General features: G+C 65.5%; 17 protein-coding genes. 2 read left to right on the forward strand and 15 right to left on the reverse strand.

The window, feature by feature from the left end; translation table 11 throughout:
- Positions 1–146 precede the first annotated feature (146 nt).
- Positions 147–1,412 carry a FecR domain-containing protein gene (locus tag GEMMAAP_RS18500; protein WP_082821482.1) on the forward strand — a complete coding sequence of 422 codons (1,266 nt, stop codon included), beginning with the start codon at positions 147–149 and terminating at the stop codon, positions 1,410–1,412.
- 6 nt (positions 1,413–1,418) lie between these two features.
- Here GEMMAAP_RS18500 and GEMMAAP_RS18505 read toward each other — a convergent pair whose 3' ends face one another.
- Positions 1,419–2,186: a L,D-transpeptidase gene (locus GEMMAAP_RS18505; protein WP_026850914.1), complete on the reverse strand. Its 768-nt coding sequence runs from the start codon at positions 2,184–2,186 to the stop codon at positions 1,419–1,421.
- A gap of 8 nt (positions 2,187–2,194) precedes the next feature.
- Positions 2,195–3,172, reverse strand: coding sequence for a hypothetical protein (locus tag GEMMAAP_RS18510; protein ID WP_145979236.1), 978 nt, complete (start codon positions 3,170–3,172; stop codon positions 2,195–2,197).
- A gap of 355 nt (positions 3,173–3,527) precedes the next feature.
- Between GEMMAAP_RS18510 and GEMMAAP_RS18515 the strand changes: the two genes are divergently transcribed.
- A complete protein-coding gene (locus tag GEMMAAP_RS18515) occupies positions 3,528–4,961 on the forward strand; it encodes a hypothetical protein (protein WP_145979237.1) in 1,434 nt (477 codons plus the stop codon).
- Positions 4,962–4,997: 36 nt separating this feature from the next.
- Here the strand turns inward: GEMMAAP_RS18515 and GEMMAAP_RS18520 are convergent, their stop codons facing one another.
- The 13 genes from GEMMAAP_RS18520 to GEMMAAP_RS18580 form a co-directional block, all read right to left on the reverse strand.
- Entirely contained in the window at positions 4,998–6,617 is a 1,620-nt protein-coding gene (locus tag GEMMAAP_RS18520; protein ID WP_082821483.1) for an HDOD domain-containing protein, read from the reverse strand.
- Entirely contained in the window at positions 6,614–6,970 is a 357-nt protein-coding gene (locus GEMMAAP_RS18525) for a hypothetical protein (protein ID WP_026850918.1), read from the reverse strand. The genes GEMMAAP_RS18520 and GEMMAAP_RS18525 overlap by 4 nt, the downstream gene beginning before the upstream one ends.
- A 35-nt stretch (positions 6,971–7,005) precedes the next feature.
- Entirely contained in the window at positions 7,006–7,815 is an 810-nt protein-coding gene (locus GEMMAAP_RS18530; RefSeq protein ID WP_053334583.1) for a VC0807 family protein, read from the reverse strand.
- A gap of 20 nt (positions 7,816–7,835) precedes the next feature.
- Positions 7,836–8,558 (reverse strand): DUF2461 domain-containing protein, encoded by a 723-nt coding sequence (locus GEMMAAP_RS18535; RefSeq protein ID WP_053334584.1) that lies wholly within the window; start codon positions 8,556–8,558, stop codon positions 7,836–7,838.
- Between the two features lie 35 nt (positions 8,559–8,593).
- Complete coding sequence (locus GEMMAAP_RS18540) at positions 8,594–9,424, reverse strand: alpha/beta hydrolase (protein ID WP_053334585.1); 831 nt, start codon at positions 9,422–9,424, stop codon at positions 8,594–8,596.
- Between the two features lie 69 nt (positions 9,425–9,493).
- Positions 9,494–10,480 carry a 2-hydroxyacid dehydrogenase gene (locus GEMMAAP_RS18545; RefSeq protein WP_026850919.1) on the reverse strand — a complete coding sequence of 329 codons (987 nt, stop codon included), beginning with the start codon at positions 10,478–10,480 and terminating at the stop codon, positions 9,494–9,496.
- The gene (locus GEMMAAP_RS18550) at positions 10,477–11,643 is read right to left on the reverse strand and encodes an aminotransferase class V-fold PLP-dependent enzyme (RefSeq protein WP_026850920.1); all 1,167 of its coding nucleotides are present in this window, start codon (positions 11,641–11,643) and stop codon (positions 10,477–10,479) included. The genes GEMMAAP_RS18545 and GEMMAAP_RS18550 overlap by 4 nt, the downstream gene beginning before the upstream one ends.
- Positions 11,644–11,683: 40 nt before the next feature.
- On the reverse strand, positions 11,684–12,304 hold the full coding sequence (locus GEMMAAP_RS18555) for a MarR family winged helix-turn-helix transcriptional regulator (protein ID WP_053334586.1): 621 nt from the start codon (positions 12,302–12,304) through the stop codon (positions 11,684–11,686).
- An 84-nt stretch (positions 12,305–12,388) separates the two neighbouring features.
- On the reverse strand, positions 12,389–13,900 hold the full coding sequence (locus GEMMAAP_RS18560; RefSeq protein ID WP_158514927.1) for a GMC family oxidoreductase: 1,512 nt from the start codon (positions 13,898–13,900) through the stop codon (positions 12,389–12,391).
- A complete protein-coding gene (locus GEMMAAP_RS20690; RefSeq protein ID WP_075071571.1) occupies positions 13,788–14,462 on the reverse strand; it encodes a hypothetical protein in 675 nt (224 codons plus the stop codon). Before GEMMAAP_RS20690 ends, GEMMAAP_RS18560 begins: the two co-directional genes overlap by 113 nt.
- Positions 14,463–14,566: 104 nt before the next feature.
- On the reverse strand, positions 14,567–14,929 hold the full coding sequence (locus tag GEMMAAP_RS18570; RefSeq protein WP_026850922.1) for a hypothetical protein: 363 nt from the start codon (positions 14,927–14,929) through the stop codon (positions 14,567–14,569).
- 99 nt (positions 14,930–15,028) lie between these two features.
- Positions 15,029–15,994, reverse strand: coding sequence for a drug/metabolite exporter YedA (gene yedA, locus GEMMAAP_RS18575; RefSeq protein WP_158514928.1), 966 nt, complete (start codon positions 15,992–15,994; stop codon positions 15,029–15,031).
- On the reverse strand, positions 15,991–17,010 hold the full coding sequence (locus GEMMAAP_RS18580; RefSeq protein WP_026850923.1) for a lysylphosphatidylglycerol synthase transmembrane domain-containing protein: 1,020 nt from the start codon (positions 17,008–17,010) through the stop codon (positions 15,991–15,993). The genes yedA and GEMMAAP_RS18580 overlap by 4 nt, the downstream gene beginning before the upstream one ends.
- Positions 17,011–17,234 lie beyond the last annotated feature (224 nt).

A 17,234-nucleotide genomic window follows, 5' to 3' on the forward strand; every position in this document is an offset into this window, starting at 1 on the left:
GGTCCGGTCAGTCGAATTCACCGTCCCCTGTCAGGTTTTCTCCGTTTGCGGGGCGGGAGTCCGGGGCGCACCGTCAGGCAGTCGCAAAAGACACCCACCACCCAGGCTGGTCCGCTCGCTTCCCGTCCGGGAAGAGGAGGAAGTACATGTCGGTCGTAATGCCCACCCCGGAGCCCGGAGTCGTAACCCGGCTTGCCAGCGGCGATGAAGACGCGCTCGTAACGCTGTATCGACAGGAATACGATACCCTGCTCGCCGCCGCGGGCGAGACGCTGGGGCACGAGCTCGCCCACTTCCGCGGCCGCGTGACGCATAAGGCGATGCTTGATGCCTGGCAGGCACGGGCGCGCTTCCTCAATCCAACGGCGTTCACCGCCTTTCTTGAAGAAGCCATTCGTCAGGAGTCGGATATCCAGCGGCGAAAGCATGCCGCCCTGCATCGACGGGAGGGGCAAGGACAGGCCCATGTGACGATAGCGACCGTGGATGAGGCCGTGCGGGCACTGCTGGACGAACTGCATGCGCCGGCCGCTGATCATGCGAAGGCCGCCGAGGAAGCACGGGCCGTCAAGCGGGCCCACACCATGGAGCACGTGGAACGCGTGGCACAAAAACCCAAATGGCTGCTATACGGTGCCATTGGCGTGGTGGCCGTCATTGCCATCGTGGGCGCGCAGCGTATGCTCGACAAAGCCGGCACCGAAGTCGCCGTGGATCGCGCCTTCAAGGGTGACGACGTACAGAACCTGTCATCCAACAAGGGGCAGCGCGGTACCCTCACGCTGCGTGATGGCACCAAGGCCACCATGGGCAGTGAGACACGGATGCGCGTGCCGGCCGAGTTCAGTACCACGCAGCGGACCATTGAGTTGGAAGGCACCGCCACCTTTGTGGTGGCACCGTCCACCAATCCGCAGGGGCCGGCGTTTGCGGTTCGTGCCGGGAATACCACCGTCACTGCCACCGGCACCGTCTTTACCGTACGCAACTACCCCGAAGATTCGGCGGTCGTTGTGCAGGTCACCGAGGGCGTCGTCGAGTTCAAAGATCGCACCACCGATGCCGTGCAGTCGGTCAAGGCCGGAGAGGCGGTGCGGTATGCCAACGGAGCCATGAGCCCGCTGGAAGGGGTGGCGCGCGACGTGGCGCTGGCCTGGACCCGTGACAGCATCGTCTTTGACAACGCGCCGCTCAAACGGGTGATCCCCGAGCTCGTCCGGTGGTTTGGTCTCAACGCCGCCCTCGTTGACGAGTCGGCCGGCGACCGCCCGGTGTCCATGCGCATAGCGCTCAATTCGTCGGGGGAGGCCACGCAGGCGCTGACCAAGGCAGCCAACCTGTCGCTGTCGTTCGGCAAGGATGATCGACTGGAGTTCAGCGCGGCACCGGAGACGGCGACGACGAAGAAATAGCGCCGCTTACCGGATCACGACCGATACGCCGACGGGGACATACGTGTACAACCACGACAAGTCTCCGTCGGCAAGTCGTATGCACCCGTGCGTGGTATTGGAGCCAATGGACAACTGATCCGTGGTGCCATGCAGCATGTATCCGTTCCCGAGATCCAGCGCGTGGCGCCCCAGTTCTCCCTGCAGTCGTCGATTGCGCGTGGCGATGGGCGGAATGAAGAGCGTCCCGTCGAAGACCAGATGTTCGTTCACCGGCAACGGCAAAAACGCCGTCCGGCCGCGCCGGATGACGCCCACTACGGAATCCCGGACCAGTAAACGGTCTCCGTTGCGCAACGGGACCGCCGTCCGCAGCTGGGCCAATCGGAGCCCGTGCTGCTGTGCGACTTCGGCGTAATGCCAGTCGGGGGGGAGCCACACGGGGTTGGCGCGTTTTCCCAGGACCACGAGCCGCCCCCGCGGTGTCGCGAAGCGCCATGTCCGTCCGGCGTACACCAGATCCCGGCCGGACGCGACGGACACCGGCGCCGTATGCAGGGTGTCGGGACCGGCAATGACCCACAGCCGCCGCGCCGCCACCGAGATGACGAGCCGTACGTTGCGCGGGGTCAGCACGAAACGCGGCGCGCTGATGACCGGGACCGTGGCCGATGGCAGCAGCGCAGATGCCGCCGCCATGTGCGGCGGCGGCGGGGCAAGGGTATTGACACTCGGTACGCTGGCGGCGGTGGCGCACCCGGAGGTGGCCACCACCAGCAGCAGACAGTATCGCATCAACACCTTCAGCGGATTTTCACACCGAGTACAATCGGTACCCAGCGCAACGATCCACTGCGGTCACCAAAGAAATCACGGAAGGCCACGTTGTCGTCGCGATCCGCAAAGACATTCACCACGCGCGACTCCAGATAGATGGAGGAGGTGCCCACCGTCCAATCAAGACCGGCGCCACCCTGCGCGCCCAGCTTGTTGCGCGTGGATTTGTTGCTGGCTTCGTTGTTCTCCAGCACATCGTTCCCCAGGAAGGCCCCGAGCGCCGAATTGCCGCCGAACGACCGGAAGTGATACAGGCCGGCACCGGCCACTCCGTACAGCCGCACATTCCGCAGCAGCGAGAGCGGCGTGGCCAACGTCACGTTCATCGTCGCACTCAACACCTGCGGATTCGGGTTCTGCAGCGTTACCGCCGAGCCCACCGGGGCATCATTGGTGAAGGTGCGCCCGCTGAAGCGGTTGTACGACAGATCCATCCGCAGCCCCAGCGCCGAATTGGGACGGTGCCAGCCAATGGGCACGTGCACGTTCAGACCGCTGTTGTAGCCGAGATGCTTGAAATCGTTGGTGGGCACGGAAAGACCACCGCCAATGCCGACGTACCACCCGTTGTTGCCCAGGCGATAGCGCTCCTGTTCCTTGCGCCAGGCTTCCGCAGCGGCGGTAATGGAATCGGCCCGCGTGACGCTGTCGCGACGGAATGCTTCGGCACGAGCTACGGAATCGGCCCGGAGGCGTGCAACGGCAGCCATGGAATCCATTCGTGCGCGATCTGCGGTGATCAGGGAGTCACGGGTGTATTGCTGGGCGCGGCTGACCGAGTCCGCCCGGGCCCGCTCCGCGGCCGCGAGGGAATCGGCGCGCAGATCCAGCGTGCCGGCCGCTTCTCCCTTTTGCACCCGAATGCGTTGCTGGGACGTGGCGCGGGCCTGTCGGGCCGCATTGGCGCGTTGCGTGGAGTCCTGCGCGCTCGTCGATGAACGCATCGGCATCCGCATGCTCGTGTCTGTCTGCGCCAGCAGGAACTGCGGAGATATGAGGGCCGCTGAGCAGGCTGCGGTAATGATTACTCGTCGTATGGTCATGGTACTCCTGGACGGTGGCGTGAGCCGTATGGCGCGCCCCAAGGGCGCTCCCTGCATGCAGTGCAAGAGCCGTGCGCCAACTGGCGTGCTCAGCCCACACCGTGTGACCTGCGGCGCGAACCGTTTTCCCTACTTGTGCGTAGAGCTTTTCGGACGCCGTGCTCATGCGGCGTCGGCTGTGCTCGTCATTTCAGGTCGCGTCCCTCCGTATCCGGCTGCCCTCCGCGGCTGGTCCCGTATTTCATACAGCATCAACATGTCTTTTCCTTTACTCGCCGCGGCGCGCCATATGGCGTATGCCGTGGCTGTGGCCGCCCTCTCCGTCTCCTCGGTTGTGCACGCGCAGCCGGTGGGCCAACCGCCAGTGGGCGGTGGGCGTGGTCGCCCCGGGGCGCCGCCGGTGGCACCCACCGTGCTTCCCGACAGCCTGCTCCAGACCTCGCTCCGGGTGTTTCTCGACTGTCAAGGTGGCGTCCGGGGATGCGACCGCACGTTTTTTGTGCAGGAGATGGGGTACGTGAACTGGGTGCGCGATCGCTTTGACAGTGATGTGCATCTGCTGCTCACGTCGCTCAATGCCGCCAACGGCGGACGCCAGATTACTGTCAACTTCCTTGGACAGAAGGCGTACACCACCAAGGTTGACACGCTCACCATCACCACGCTCCCCAACGATGCGGATGATGTGGTGCGACGCGAATTGCTGCGCACCTTTCAGCTCGGGTTGGCGCCGTATGTGGCCCGCACGCCCATCGCGTCGCGGTTGCGGGTGGGGCTCATGAATGGCCTGGTGGCGCCACAGATGAACTCGCGCGCCGTCAAGGATCGCTGGAACCTCTGGCTCTATCGGATCGACGGCAATCTCAATGCATCAGGTGAACAGCTGGTCAAGACCACCAACCTGTCCACCTCACTCTCGGCGGCGCGCACCACGGAAAAGTGGAAGATCAATCTGGGCGGCACCGGCAGCTACAACGAACGGGATTTCAAGGTGTTCGTGGCCAATCAAGCCAACCCGGCCATCCGCGACACGGTATCGGTGGTGGTGCTGCAGCGGGCGGCCAACACCAATGCGCTGTTCGGGCGCACCATCAACGCTCATTGGACGGCGGGGCTCAAGGTCTCGGCCGGGTTCAGCGAAGTCCTCAACCAGAAGATGGCGCTGCGGGTCTCGCCGGCGCTGGAGTACAACTACTTCCCCTGGAGCGAGGCCACGCGGCGGCAGCTCACCGCCCTGTATTACGTGGGTCCCAACTACTACCGCTATTACAACACCACCGTCTTCGAACGGGATGAGGAGACGCGGGTCAACCACACGCTGCTGTTGGCGCTCACGCAGCGGCAGAAGTGGGGCAACACCAACCTCACACTCGAAGGCTCGCAGTACCTGCACGACATGCAGCGCAACCACGTCACCCTGTCGGGGTTCGTGGACCTGCGCCTGGGACGTGGGTTCTCGCTCAACTTCCGCGGCTCGGCCTCACGCGTGCGCGACCAGATCTACATTGCCGCCAACGCGCAGTCGGAGCGGGATATCCTCACGCAGCGTCAGCAGCTGCAGACGAACTTCCGCTACAACGTGAATGTGGGCATGGGTTATACCTTCGGCTCCATCTACAACACCGTCGTCAACCAGCGCTTCGGCAATCTGGGCGAGCTCGGACGCCGCTTCGGTTTCTTCGGCGGGTAATGTCCGGCGCACGTGTGGGCTTCGGCGGCGCTGTCCCTACGCGGTCAGCGCCGCCGTGTCATTTGTCCGGGCCCGGTGGCGCGCAAAGGCCGCCACCAGCTGATCGCGCAGTGCACAGAGCAGATCACGTGAGGTGTCCGTGGTCTCCACCGATTCCATGGTGCTGTCAAAGTACAGACAGCCAATGAGCTTTGCCTCCAGCACCAACGGCAGCAGCGCAAAGTGACTGGGGGCCAGCTCCTTCACCAGACGATCGCGCCCATACAATCGCGCATCGGCCCCGGTGAGCTCGATGAACAGATCACTGCGCAAATGCAACGCGGCTCCCAACGGGCCGAACGCCGGCGTCGGACGCAGGAGAAAGTTGCGCGCCAGCTCCGTACTGCCGCGCCCAATGCCCATCCGGCCACGAATGAGCTTGAAGTCTTCGCTGCTGATCCCCAGCACGCCACGCTCGTAACCAGCGGCACAGGCCGCCCGCAGGGTGGAGTCGGTGACACTCCCCACGCTGAAACCGGACGTCTCCTGCTGACGGTGGTTGACCAGTTGGCGCACCGCCTCGCGCAACTGCGCCTCGCGCGGCGTGTCATGGTCGTATACCGCAAGGCGGTCGCGAATGCCCTGCAGAACCTCCTGCTCCACATCTTCAGGCGATTGCGCCACCAGCGGAACGGCGTGGAACACGCCGTGCTGCGTATCCGTCTGGCGCGCACGCGCCGCGGCCATGGAGTCCGCATGCCCCGCCAGCCACGCCTCGAGATCCACCTGCATGCTGGAGAGCGTGGGACGGGCCTCCGTGAGTGCCGGCGCCACGCATTCCGTCATCCCTTGCACATCGAGGCCAATGGCCTTGGCGTACTGTTCGCGGATGCTCTCCACGGTCACACCGCGGGGCGCGGGAACGGCACCGTACAGGCAGCGGGCGATATCGACACTGCACTGCGTAATGGCATGCAGCGGATCGCCTTCCAGCGATACGCCGCGAAAGGCGCGCATGGTGCGCACCACGCCGTTGGGCATTCCCCACCGACGGGCCAGCGCGCCCCCCACTTCCTCAAAGGTGAACTGGAAGTGCGCCGCTTCCGCGCCGTCGTGGGCTGAGCCCCCGGCGAGTACATGCTGCAGCCAGGTGTGATAGGGGCGCGGCCGATAGCAGGCCACCACCACTTCGCCCAGTCGGCGAAAGAGCGCACACAAATACGCCTGTTCCGGGCGATCGTAGCCGACCGCCAGCGCCAGCTGCAGACCATGGTTGGCCGCCAGCACACTCTCCACCATCAAGTCCCGCACCGACGGCGCGTCCTGTTCGAGCTTCTCGAACACACTCGATGCCATCGAGAGATGCTGCACCCGATCGTACCCGAGCAGCATGATGGCCTGCTTGATGGACTCGATGGAGGCCCCCGGGCCAGCCGTGGCGAGCGCGACGGAATTGGCAATGCGCAGGATGCGCGCCGTCAGGGCCACGTCCTGGATAATGGCGTCTTCCAGCAGCGCCACGCGCGCATCCAGATTCTGCGCGACCGACCCAATAGCCCGCACATTCCGCACAAAGGCCGGCAGATCGGTGGCCGCCCCCACGGAATTGACGAAGGCTTCTGCTTCCGGCGAAAGGCTTCCTGCGGGCGCCGTGGGGCTATCTCCGGAGACGGTCACGAATGCCCCGCCACCTGATCGAAAAGCAGCTGGCGCAGCGGATGCACGCCCTTGCGGCGCAGAAAGGTGGCCACGGGCGAACTGGCCTCAAACCAGCCAAGCACGGTTGCCAGCGACACATCGCTCCACACCCGCGGCTCCTGCCCGAAATAGCGGGCAAAGACCAGCCCGGCATCAACCCGGACCTCCAGGGGGCCCCCAGCCACGCCGCTCACGCGAAGGACATCTCCGCGCTCGTCAAAAGTGGCACCCGTCGTGGGCACGGCAATATCGATGGGCATTCCCAGCATGACCAATCCGAAGACCGAAGGACCGCAGGAAGGCCGCAGCGCCATCCGTGCCTTCAGAAGCATCGGCTGATCCCAGCCAACACTCAAACGTCGGAGCGCTAGCTGAGCCCGAACTCCTCGCGGGCCTGTCGGCGGGCCATCGCTTCCGCCGCCGTCTCGGGGAGCCCGCCCTGCCCCGTGTGCACCAGCGCCAGCGCATCCTCGCGGCGCTTGAGCAATGTCCAGAACTCGCCCGCGTCCGGATCGGCACCCTCGTCGGCGGGGAGCAGCGCGTACATGGCCTTGTACATCATGCTGAACGCAAAAAACAACGCCAGCATGTCGGGGAGCACCAGTACGATGCGCGTGATGGCGTTCACATTGGCCACCTGATCATTGAACGCCGGCGTGTTGAAGGGCGCCGTGACCATGCGGTAGTTGATCAGGTAGTTCACACCACCGGCCGCCAGGTTGGTGATGCCAATGAGCAGCGCCGATTGCTTCATGGCGCGCACGACGCTCGACTCATCGAGCAATCGCTGCATCTGCTCCGTACGCTCGGGGGTATCCGGATCAAGCCCCTGCAGCGCAATACTGCGGGTGACCGGTGTGCCCACCAGCGCCGTCAGTCCGAAAATGATGAAGGCCAGCAGATAACTGGCGCTGTCCTTGAACGCGAAGAGGGCACCGTCCACATACCAGAACGCCAGCGCGCCGCGCATGATGGCGGAGGCGCCGCCGTAGGTGGTAATGAAGTTGAAGCGACGACTGATGACGAACAGGTCGATCAACACCCACGCCACGGGCACCAACGCCGCGGCCAGGTACGCAGGAAGCGTCCCCAGAGGCGCGGTGCCGTACTTCAGGATCAGGACCGGGGCGGCAGCCCCGATCAGGATATCCAGCGTGAGTTTGAGCGACTTCGACATGGGCGGAATCTACACGAGGCCTACAACCGGCTCGTATGGGGCCTGAGCCCGAGCGCCAGGTTGAGCCAGCGCACAAACGGGGTCATGGCACGAAAGTGCCTGGCCAGAAGTATCGGCAGCTTGGGGCTCAGCACCTCATCATCCGTGAGCGGCGTCCCGGCAGTAAACGACTGGTAGCGCAGCCAGTCCCCAGCGGGATGATCCACCGCATAGCCGCGGGGGAGCCGTGTGAGCATCCCCTCCTCATCCAGGTCGCCAAAACGCCGGCGAAAGGCCTTGTCGCCCACGATGGCCTCCCACCCCTCCAGATCGTCCACCAGCGCCTGCCGGATCTTGTTCAGTGCCGGCCGCGGGGGCATCCAGATGCCGCCCCCGCAAAAGCACTCGCCCGGTGAGACATGCAAATAGAAACCGGCGCCCCCGTGCACCGCATCGCTCTGCATGCGGGTGCCGATATCCCGGTGAAAGAACCAGCACGCCACATGAGTTTTGTACGGCGACTTGTCCTTGCTGAAGCGCACATCGCGGTGAATGCGAAACGCCGATTTCTTGGGCGACCCCACAATCTCCGGGGCCACCGTAGCCAGCTGCACGTCCATCTCCTCAATCAGCGCCGCCAACGGCGCCTTGAGCTCCTGTTCGTACTGCGCACGATGCGCCTCAAACCATTCCTTGCGGTTGTTCTTCTTGATGCCGCGCAGAAAGGTGAACGCCTTGGGCGTAAACTGCGTGAAGCTGTCCATGGGTATGCAAGCCAGACGTGAAACAGCAGGACCGGTCAGCGCGAGGCCGGAAAAAGAAAACGCAAAAACAACCCGGTCCGTTCGCCCCACGCCCGTTCGTCGTGCAGGGCCCCCTCGGCTTCCATGTAGTGCAGGTCGGCCCCCACCCGCCACCCCTGCCGCAGCAGCATGCGATAGAGCAGACGTGTGCCCTTGAGCATGCGCTTCTCGCCGGTACCCACATCCAGCCAGATCTTCAAATCAGGACGGCGATGCCCGTCCACGAGCAATTGCCGGACAATCCAGCGGTCGTCCCACCAGACGCTCGGACTCAGCAGCCCGATCTTGCCAAAGACCGCGGCATGAGTGAGCCCCAGATGCAGACTGAGCAACCCGCCGAGCGAACTGCCCGCCACCGCGGTGTCCGTCGCGCCCCGACGGGTGCGCCACGTGTGATCAATCCACGGCTTGATCTCGTAGACGAGCATCTGGCCGTACCGATCGGCCATCCCGCCCGCGTCATGCATGTTGTCGCGGGTGGGCGTGTACTCGTCAATGCGATCACGCCCGGCATTGCCAATGGCCACGATGATCAGCGGCTCGATCACCCGGGCGTACATCAGAGCGCGCGCCGTCGTGTCTACCCCCCACTGCACGCCAAAAGGCGACAGCGGCAGGTCATCAAACACATTCTGCCCGTCGTGCAGATAGAGGACGGGGTACCGCCGGGTGGGCGACTCGTGATACTCGGGCGGCAGGCACACCATGACGTCGTGCGCATGCGGCAAAAAACGCGAGCGGATATCCGGGAAATGCAGAATCGACCCCGCTGGCGTGGCAACGGGAGGGACGGCATGCAGCGTGGGGTCGAGACCGGCGGTGAGCACCTGTGCAGTCTAACGACCTCCGGGGAGCCTCGGCCACCGTCACCATACGGTGGCCCAAGGTCCCGGGTGTTACACCACGCGGTCAGGGAGCGGCAGCCCGGCCACAAACGCATCCACGTTCTGCAGCGCGCGCATCCCCATGTTGGTGCGCGTTTCAATGGTGGCACTGCCCAGATGCGGCACCAGTACCACGTTTTCCAGTTCCTTCAACTCCGCCGACACGCTGGGCTCAAACTCGTAGACATCCAGCCCCGCCCCGGCAATGGCGCGTGCCTTGAGCGCTTCGGCCAGCGCGGCCTCATGAACCACATCACCGCGAGCGGTGTTGATGAGGTAGGCGTGCTCCGGCATGAGCGCGAGCGTCTCGGCGTTGATGAGATGGCGCGTTTCCGGCGTCGCCGGACAGTGCAGCGAGACGACATCGGCCCGCTGGAGCAATTCCTCCAGCGTACCGGCGCGCTCCGCACTGACCGGTCCGGCCGTGGCCGGATCGTCGATTTTCGGATCGCGCGGCGCGTGCCACAGGATCTTCATGCCGAACGCGTCGTGCGCAATGCGCGCCACGGCACGACCAATGCGCCCGTAGCCAACGATGCCCAGCGTCTTGCCACGCAAGGTACGCCCCAGCATGAACGTGGGACGCAATCCGCCCCACGCACCACTGCGCAAATGCCGCTCCCCTTCGCCCAGCCGCCGCATGGCCATGAGCATCAGGGCAATGGCCACATCGGCGGTGTCGTCGGTCACCACATCGGGCGTATTGCTTACTGCAATGCCGGCCCGGCGCGCCGCTTCCAGCGCAATGTGATTCACTCCCACACCCACGTTGGCCAACAGCTTGGTCCGAATGCTGGTGGTGTCAAAAATGCCGGGGTGCCACTTGTCGGTCACGGTGGTGATCACCACGTCCGCCTGCTGCAGCACCTGCACCAGCTGATCGGAGGTGAGTGCGACATCGGTGCGATTGAAGAGCGCGTCGTACCGCTCGGAAATCACCGCTTCCACCGGCGCCGGCATCTTGCGCGTCACCACGACGCGCACGTCGCTGGTACTCACGCCTGCACCCGCCACTCAGCCAGCGCCGCGCCCACACCACTGCCCAGCGTGATGGGCACACCCGCGTCGAGCAGCGCCATCTCCACACCGGCCAGTGCACCCGCCAACGTGAGCGCATTCATGTCGCCCAGATGACCAATGCGGAACACCTTCCCCGCCACCTCGCTGAGTCCCGAGCCCAACGCGATATCGTAGCGCGTGAACGCGATCTCGATGACCGTACGAGCATCGATCCCTTCCGGCACCACGATGGCCGTGAGTGAATCGCTGGCAATCTCGGGCCGCTTGGCACACTCGCGCAGCCCCCACGCCTTCACCGCAGCGCGCACACCACGCGCCAGCCGCTTGTGGCGCGCGGCCACGTTGTCCATGCCTTCGTCCAGCAACATCGTGAGCGCTTCATCGAGGCCGTACAACAGCGACAGCGCCGGCGTGCTGGGGAAGTAGCCCTGCGCGTTGTTGGTGCGCATCGCGCGCAGATCGAAGTACGCGCGAGGGGTGGTGCAGCTGTCCACACGCGCCAACGCCTTCTCGCTGGCGAACAGCATGCCCAGCCCGGCCGGCAGCATGAACCCCTTCTGCGAGCCGGTAATGGCGCAATCCACGCCCCACGCATCGAACTGAAAATCCAGACTGGCAATGGAGCTCACCCCATCCACAAACAACAGCGCCGGATGACCAGCCCGATCCATCGCCGCCCGCACGTCGGCCACGTTGCATGTCACACCCGTCGCAGTCTCGTTGTGCACGAGCAGCACACCCTGAATTTGATGCGTGGTGTCGGCCATCAGCGCGGCCTCGATATGCGCCGCGTTGGCCGCTTCACCCCACGGTTCTTCCAGTACGTCCACCTGATACCCCAGGTTGCGCGCGGTTTGGATGAACAGGTGCGAGAACTGCCCAAAGCGCGGGGCCAAAAGACGAGCCCCCGGATTGACCGTGTTTACCAGCGCCGCTTCCCACATGGCCGACCCGGTGGCCGGAAAAACGAACGCCTCACCTTTGGTCTGGTGCACGACCTGCGGCAAGCGCGACAGGATGGACCGGGTGAAGGCCGGGAACGCCGAGGACCGATGATCCTCCATCTGGCGGTGCATCGCCCGCTGGAGCCGATCGGGGACGGGCGTGGGCCCGGGAATTTGCAGGAAGTGACGACCAGCCATACGTGTCGTGGGGGGTGGGCGGTGGGGGAGGGCGTTGGGCTCAGGCCAACGTGTCGGTGACAGGCACTGACGGGTCTACGTCGTCGTCCTCGTCGTCGCTGTCGTCGTCGCTGTCGTCGTGGTCATCGTGGTCGTCATGCTCGTCATGCTCGTCGGCTTCGGCGGTGGAAGGCTCGCCGGACGCCGCTGCGGTGGCCGCCGTCTCCGGCGCCACATCATCGGGGGCCAGCACACGCAGCAGCCTCCCACACAGACGGGAGAGCCGCGACTTCTGCTCGCCGCTCAGCTCGCGCATGAGGGCGACAATGGCGTCGGTGCGGGCCGGCCCCACTTCGGCCAGCAGCACGCGACCAGCTTCAGTGAGATAGACGGAGATAAAGCGCCGATCGACGGCGTGACGCTCCCGGCGCACCAGCTCGCGCGCTTCGAGGGCGTCAATAATGGCCGTCATCTGTGCCTTGCTGCGTCCCAGCGCTTCGGCCAGCTCCTGCTGGTGGACAGGGCCACGCCGCTGCAGCGTGTCGAGCACCCCGTACTGCGATGCCGACAGGCCGAACGGCTGGACCGCGTCATCCACGAGCGCCGCCGACAGCGCCGCCGCGCGCTGGAGTGCGGCATAAGCATCGAGTGCGCGCCGTCGTTTTTTCTCGCCCTTGCTCATCGTCGTGCCAGGATGGAGTAGTGGGTGAATGCGTCGTACTTCAACAACCGGAGATCGCTGCAGGTGACGCGGTTGCTCGCCACGCTAGCGCAGCAGACCGGCGTGTCGTTCGGCCATGCGCTCCGCCAGGACGGTGGAGACCGCCATGATGGTTTCCTGCGGATTGACACCAAGTGCCGTGGGCAACGCAGCGCCATCGGTAATGTACAGGCCCCGAACCCCGTGGCGCTCACCCTCGGGTGTCGCGCCCGATGTGGCCGGATTGGTCCCCATCCGACAGGTCCCGTTGACATGCGCGGAAAACAGCGCCATACGGTTCGGCGCCACACTAACGGTGGCGAGAGCCCCCACATCACGTGGAGACCGGATGGTGACCGGTGTGGCGTGCATCGTACTCACCTCCTGCGCCCCCATGGCAAAATGCAGCCGGGCCAGCGCCGGCAACGACGCCCGCACGCGGCGTTCGTCCTCCAGTGTCAGTCGATAGCGTATGGAGGTCTCACCGCGCCGGTTCACCTGCACGCTCCCGCTCGACACCGTCGTTTCGGCGCCATCACGGGTGAGACTGATGATGACCCCCAGCTGGTTGAACCGCGCCATCTGCTCGGCGTGTCGCCTTCCTGCGCCCGGCAAAGCGGCCGCCGTAAACGACGGATGCATGGGTGGCGTCTCAATCCAGAAGCCGTAGTCGGTGCCCTGCCACCGCAGGAATTGATCACACATGGTGGTGAGCGGAATCCCTGTGCTGGTGGCAATGTCGTGGTCGTAGCGGGCATACACGGCGGTCGTGGGGTGCAACCGCAACCATTGCCCCACGCCGCCCCCGCCCAGCCCCGACTGCTGCAGCAAGACAGGAGTGCCCACCGCACCGCCAGCGACGACCACAATGGGCGCGTCGATGGTGAGCGTGTGCGACGTGCCCTGCTGCCGGTTGCGCACGGTGGCCTGTACCCGCTTGAGCGGCGGGGTACCGGAGCCGGTGTCACGCTCACGCAGCTCAATGCGTTCCGCCCGCGCGTCCGTGTACAACTGCGCGTTGGCCGCCAGCGCGCGCGGAATGTAGGTGAGCAGCGTGCTCTGTTTGGCGTTGTGCCGGCACCCGGTCCCGCAAAAACCGCAGCGCACGCACTGCAGCGCATTGATGCGTCCACGTTCCACCCGCCACCCCAACCGCCGCGCACCATCGAGCAGCAGGCGGTTGTTGGCCGAGTGCGCGTCTTCCGGCACTTCGGCGGCGTGCACTTCCCGTTCGATACGCTCGAACACCGGCGCCATTTCACGTGGCGACATGCCGGCCACCCCACTCTCCCGTGCCCATTGCTCCAGCACATGGTCGGGGGTGCGCAGCATGATCATCCAGTTCACCGTCGTGCTGCCGCCGGCGGTATCGCCCTGCACCAGCGCAATGGAGCCGTCGTCGGTGGTGCGCAGGCAGCCGTCGGCGTACAGCCGCTCAGTGAGTGCGGCTTCGTCGTCGGTGAAATCACTGCGGGTATGCCACCCGCCCGATTCCAGCATCACCACCTGATAGCCCGCCTCGGCCAGCCGGGCGGCGGTCACCGCGCCGCCGGCGCGCGGTACCAATGACCACCACATCGGCGGTGCGCTGTACGTTGCCGGTGACCTGGTGGCCCGGCACCACGCCCACCGGCACGGGGTCCGGGTCGATGATGTTGGGGAGGATGACCCGTCCGCGGGCGACCGGCTCACCGGGCACCGGGGAAGTGCCTTCGGGGAGCGCGCCTTCCCACGGGTGCAGCGACTGCCGCAGCCGAAACGGGCCCCCGTAGCCAATGGCCGCTGCCACTTCGGGGCGGGCATAGTGCACCGACAGCACCAGCCGCCGTACGGATTGCCACGCCGACCGGATGGGCGGCAGCGAAGAGTCGGCCCAGGCGGCGACGCAGCGCGCCTGATCAACGGGCGCGAGCTGGGCAAAGGGGCGGACCCGCTGAATGGCGAGGGCGACTGTGGCACCAGAGCCCAGTACGGAGAGCGCCGTACCGACCAGCTGGCGCCGATGCGGCGGCAGCGACCCCAAACGGGCTTCGCAGCGCGCCGCCAGCTCCGGGATGGACTCGGCGGCCGGAGGCGCCCCATCAATAATGGCCGTGGCCAGGGCGGCCAGTGCGTCGCGTTGGGCGGGAGAGAAGGACACCCCCCAACACTACGCCCCAAACACCAGCGCGGGCAACGCTGCATCATGCAACGTTGCCCGCGCGTGGTCCTGACAGGGTCGCCCGCGTGGCGACCCGAGCCGCGTCAGGAGTTGGCGTTGAACAGGTCCTTGGTTTCCTGGTGGGTAAGCACCCAAATGGAATAGCCACCAAAAAGCGTGCCCCACGGCCACCGGAAGAGACGCAGCGCCGAGACGACCAGCACGACATAGCGGGCCCAATTCTGGTGGTTCAGCAGCGCGACACCGGCAATGAGGCCGAAGATACTCATGGCGCCAATCACAATGCCCATAACCACCCCGGCCACACTCCCCACCACCATGGCGACGGGATTGAGCGTGGCAAGCGATCCGAACACGGTGCCAAAGAGCGCTCCCAAGGCGGCGAGAACGCCCAGAGCACTGTAAAGCAGATTGACCAGGCCAACGACTTTGATATGCGTGCGCACTGACGGACTCCGTGAAGTAAGGGGACACTATCCCGTACGGGTGGGGGTCCGGCGCGTTTCAACAGGGCGTGTGTGGGTGCATTCGACACACGGGCGGGGTCAGCTGGCGATGGCTTTCCGACGAGCGTCCACCAGGCTCACCAGCGCCACGCCGCCCACAATGACGGTCATGGCCACCCAGGCCATTCGGGGTAATCGCTCGCCCCCCAGCGCCACGCCCAGCAGGACCGCAACCAGCGGATTCACGTAGGCGTAGGTACCTACAGCGGCCGGGCTCGCCACCTTGAGCAACCACATATAGGTGGAGAAGCCAATCAGTGACCCGAAAGTGATCAGATACAGTAGCGACAGTAGCGAAGTAAGCGACACCGTAGACGGGTGCACGCGGCTCCATTCGCCCATCACCAGCGACAGTACCGAAAGCAGTGTGCCACCGGTCAGCATCTGCATGGAGATGGCCAGCGCGGCCGGTTTGGCCTGGTGGGCGGTGCGGGAATAGAGCGACCCCACCGTCCAGCTGAGGGAGCCCAGGGCCAGCACGGCGGCGCCCATGGGGTCAACGGCAGCGGTGCGACCGGCGGCCGAGGCGGCCGAACTCGCGGCGGGGAGCACCAGCAGCCCCACACCAACCAGTCCAATGAGCACCCCCACCACCTGCATCACCCGTGGCCGTTTTCCCTGATAGGCTTCGCACAGCACCAGCCAGAGCGGCACGGTGGCCACCAGAACGGAGGTGAGCCCGGAGTTCACCCGCTGGCTGGCCCACGACACGGCGCCATTGCCCACGAACAGCAGCAGCGTGCCTACGATGGCCGAGTCGCGCCACTCGGCGCGGGTGGGTTTGGCCGCCCCGCGCCAGCGCGTGAAGGCGTACAGCGCACTACCGGCAATGAGAAAACGCACCGCGCCCATGAAGAAGGGCGGGATGGTTTGCACCCCCCACTTGATGGCGAGGTACGTGGAGCCCCACACCACATAGATGATGAGAAACGCACCCAGCAGCTGCCACCGGGGGACCGCAGACGGCACAGTGTTGGCGGTGGAAGAAGCGGCGTTCGGGCTCACGACGTCGGGCTGGTGTGGACGGCGTCGGGGCGAATGGCCCGGAGCGCGGCGTTCCCGGCGGCGATGCCGCCAATGAGGATATAGAGATAGAACGTATAGAAGCGCCACCAGAGTAGTGCGGCGGCAAAGATGCCCGCCGGAATGGCGCTGGCGAGCGTGGCGGCAAAGGCCCCTTCAATGAACCCGCCGCCGCCGGGGGCCGGTACGACCACCCCGCCGTAGAAGAGCGCGAGCGGCCAGAGGACGAGCGGCGCCAGCGTGTCCATGGACAGGGCAAAGGTGGGGTCGCCGAGAAACACCAGCAGTGGCAGCGTGGCCACCTTGAAGAGCACATGCAGCACCGAGCCGCCAAAGGCGGCCAGCATGAGCCCCGGGTTGGCCCGGCGCAGCGACTGCACGGCGTCGCGCAACGAGCGCAGCAACCGCTGCACCGCCCGCCAGCGACCGGCGTGCACTCCCAGTTTGGCGAGCCACTGAGGCGCCGGGCCGTTGGCGTTGCGGCGCGACAAGAACCATCCCGCGGCCCCGGCCCCCAGCACCACGGTGCTGTACCCGCCCACCAGGGCCAGCAAGCCGCTCACGCTCGCGCCGCGTCCGCGAAAGGCCACCGCCAGCACCGTGCACACCAGCACCAGCGACCACATCTCGAGAAAGAGCTCGAGAAAAAGCACCAGCACTCGCGCTGCCGCCCCGGTACCGCTTTCAGCGAGCACCAGAAAGCGCGCCGGCTCGGCCCCCGACCGCGCGGGGGTAATGGCAGCGGCAAAGTCGCCGGCCAGGCAGACGCGTAGCGCGGTGCCGAAGCTCAGCGGAATGGCACAGGCCCGAGCCGACAGCTGAATTTTGAGCGCCCGCGTGACGATTTCGGCCGTTACCGTGGCCAACGCCGCGACGTGCACCGGCCAGGCCAGCCAGGGCATGCCCTGCGAAGGCCAGTAGCCCGACACCACCCAGGCGGAGGTGCCGAACATCAGGCTGAATGAAAGAATGGTCACGAGCCAGCGGCGCCAGAACATGGGGGCAAGATAGTTCAGGGGAACTTCATGACGAGGACGGCTCCGTGGACTGGCTTGGGTTGGAACTGCATTACGAGGACTGCTCCGATGTTGCGGACAGGGCGTGCAAGCGAGGACTGGCTCCGGCAAGGGCTGGCGTCGTACTGCTGCCGCCAGACATCTCATTTTTGATTTTTGGATCTCGAAGTAGTGGAGAGTGCCTGTCGCATTCACCGTCGCAGTCC

The organism is Gemmatimonas phototrophica (assembly GCF_000695095.2).
Classification (GTDB): domain Bacteria; phylum Gemmatimonadota; class Gemmatimonadetes; order Gemmatimonadales; family Gemmatimonadaceae; genus Gemmatimonas; species Gemmatimonas phototrophica.

Bases quoted from the DNA above. Each gene is read 5' to 3' on its own strand.
- GEMMAAP_RS18500 (WP_082821482.1), top strand. From the start codon at position 147: ATGTCGGTCGTAATGCCCACCCCGGAGCCCGGAGTCGTAACCCGGCTT.
- GEMMAAP_RS18505 (WP_026850914.1), bottom strand. From the start codon at position 2,186: ATGCGATACTGTCTGCTGCTGGTGGTGGCCACCTCCGGGTGCGCCACC.
- GEMMAAP_RS18510 (WP_145979236.1), bottom strand. From the start codon at position 3,172: ATGCGTTCATCGACGAGCGCGCAGGACTCCACGCAACGCGCCAATGCG.
- GEMMAAP_RS18515 (WP_145979237.1), top strand. From the start codon at position 3,528: ATGTCTTTTCCTTTACTCGCCGCGGCGCGCCATATGGCGTATGCCGTG.
- GEMMAAP_RS18525 (WP_026850918.1), bottom strand. From the start codon at position 6,970: ATGCTTCTGAAGGCACGGATGGCGCTGCGGCCTTCCTGCGGTCCTTCG.
- GEMMAAP_RS18530 (WP_053334583.1), bottom strand. From the start codon at position 7,815: ATGTCGAAGTCGCTCAAACTCACGCTGGATATCCTGATCGGGGCTGCC.
- GEMMAAP_RS18535 (WP_053334584.1), bottom strand. From the start codon at position 8,558: ATGGACAGCTTCACGCAGTTTACGCCCAAGGCGTTCACCTTTCTGCGC.
- GEMMAAP_RS18550 (WP_026850920.1), bottom strand. From the start codon at position 11,643: ATGGCTGGTCGTCACTTCCTGCAAATTCCCGGGCCCACGCCCGTCCCC.
- GEMMAAP_RS18555 (WP_053334586.1), bottom strand. From the start codon at position 12,304: ATGAGCAAGGGCGAGAAAAAACGACGGCGCGCACTCGATGCTTATGCC.
- GEMMAAP_RS18560 (WP_158514927.1), bottom strand. From the start codon at position 13,900: ATGTGGTGGTCATTGGTACCGCGCGCCGGCGGCGCGGTGACCGCCGCC.
- GEMMAAP_RS18580 (WP_026850923.1), bottom strand. From the start codon at position 17,010: ATGTTCTGGCGCCGCTGGCTCGTGACCATTCTTTCATTCAGCCTGATG.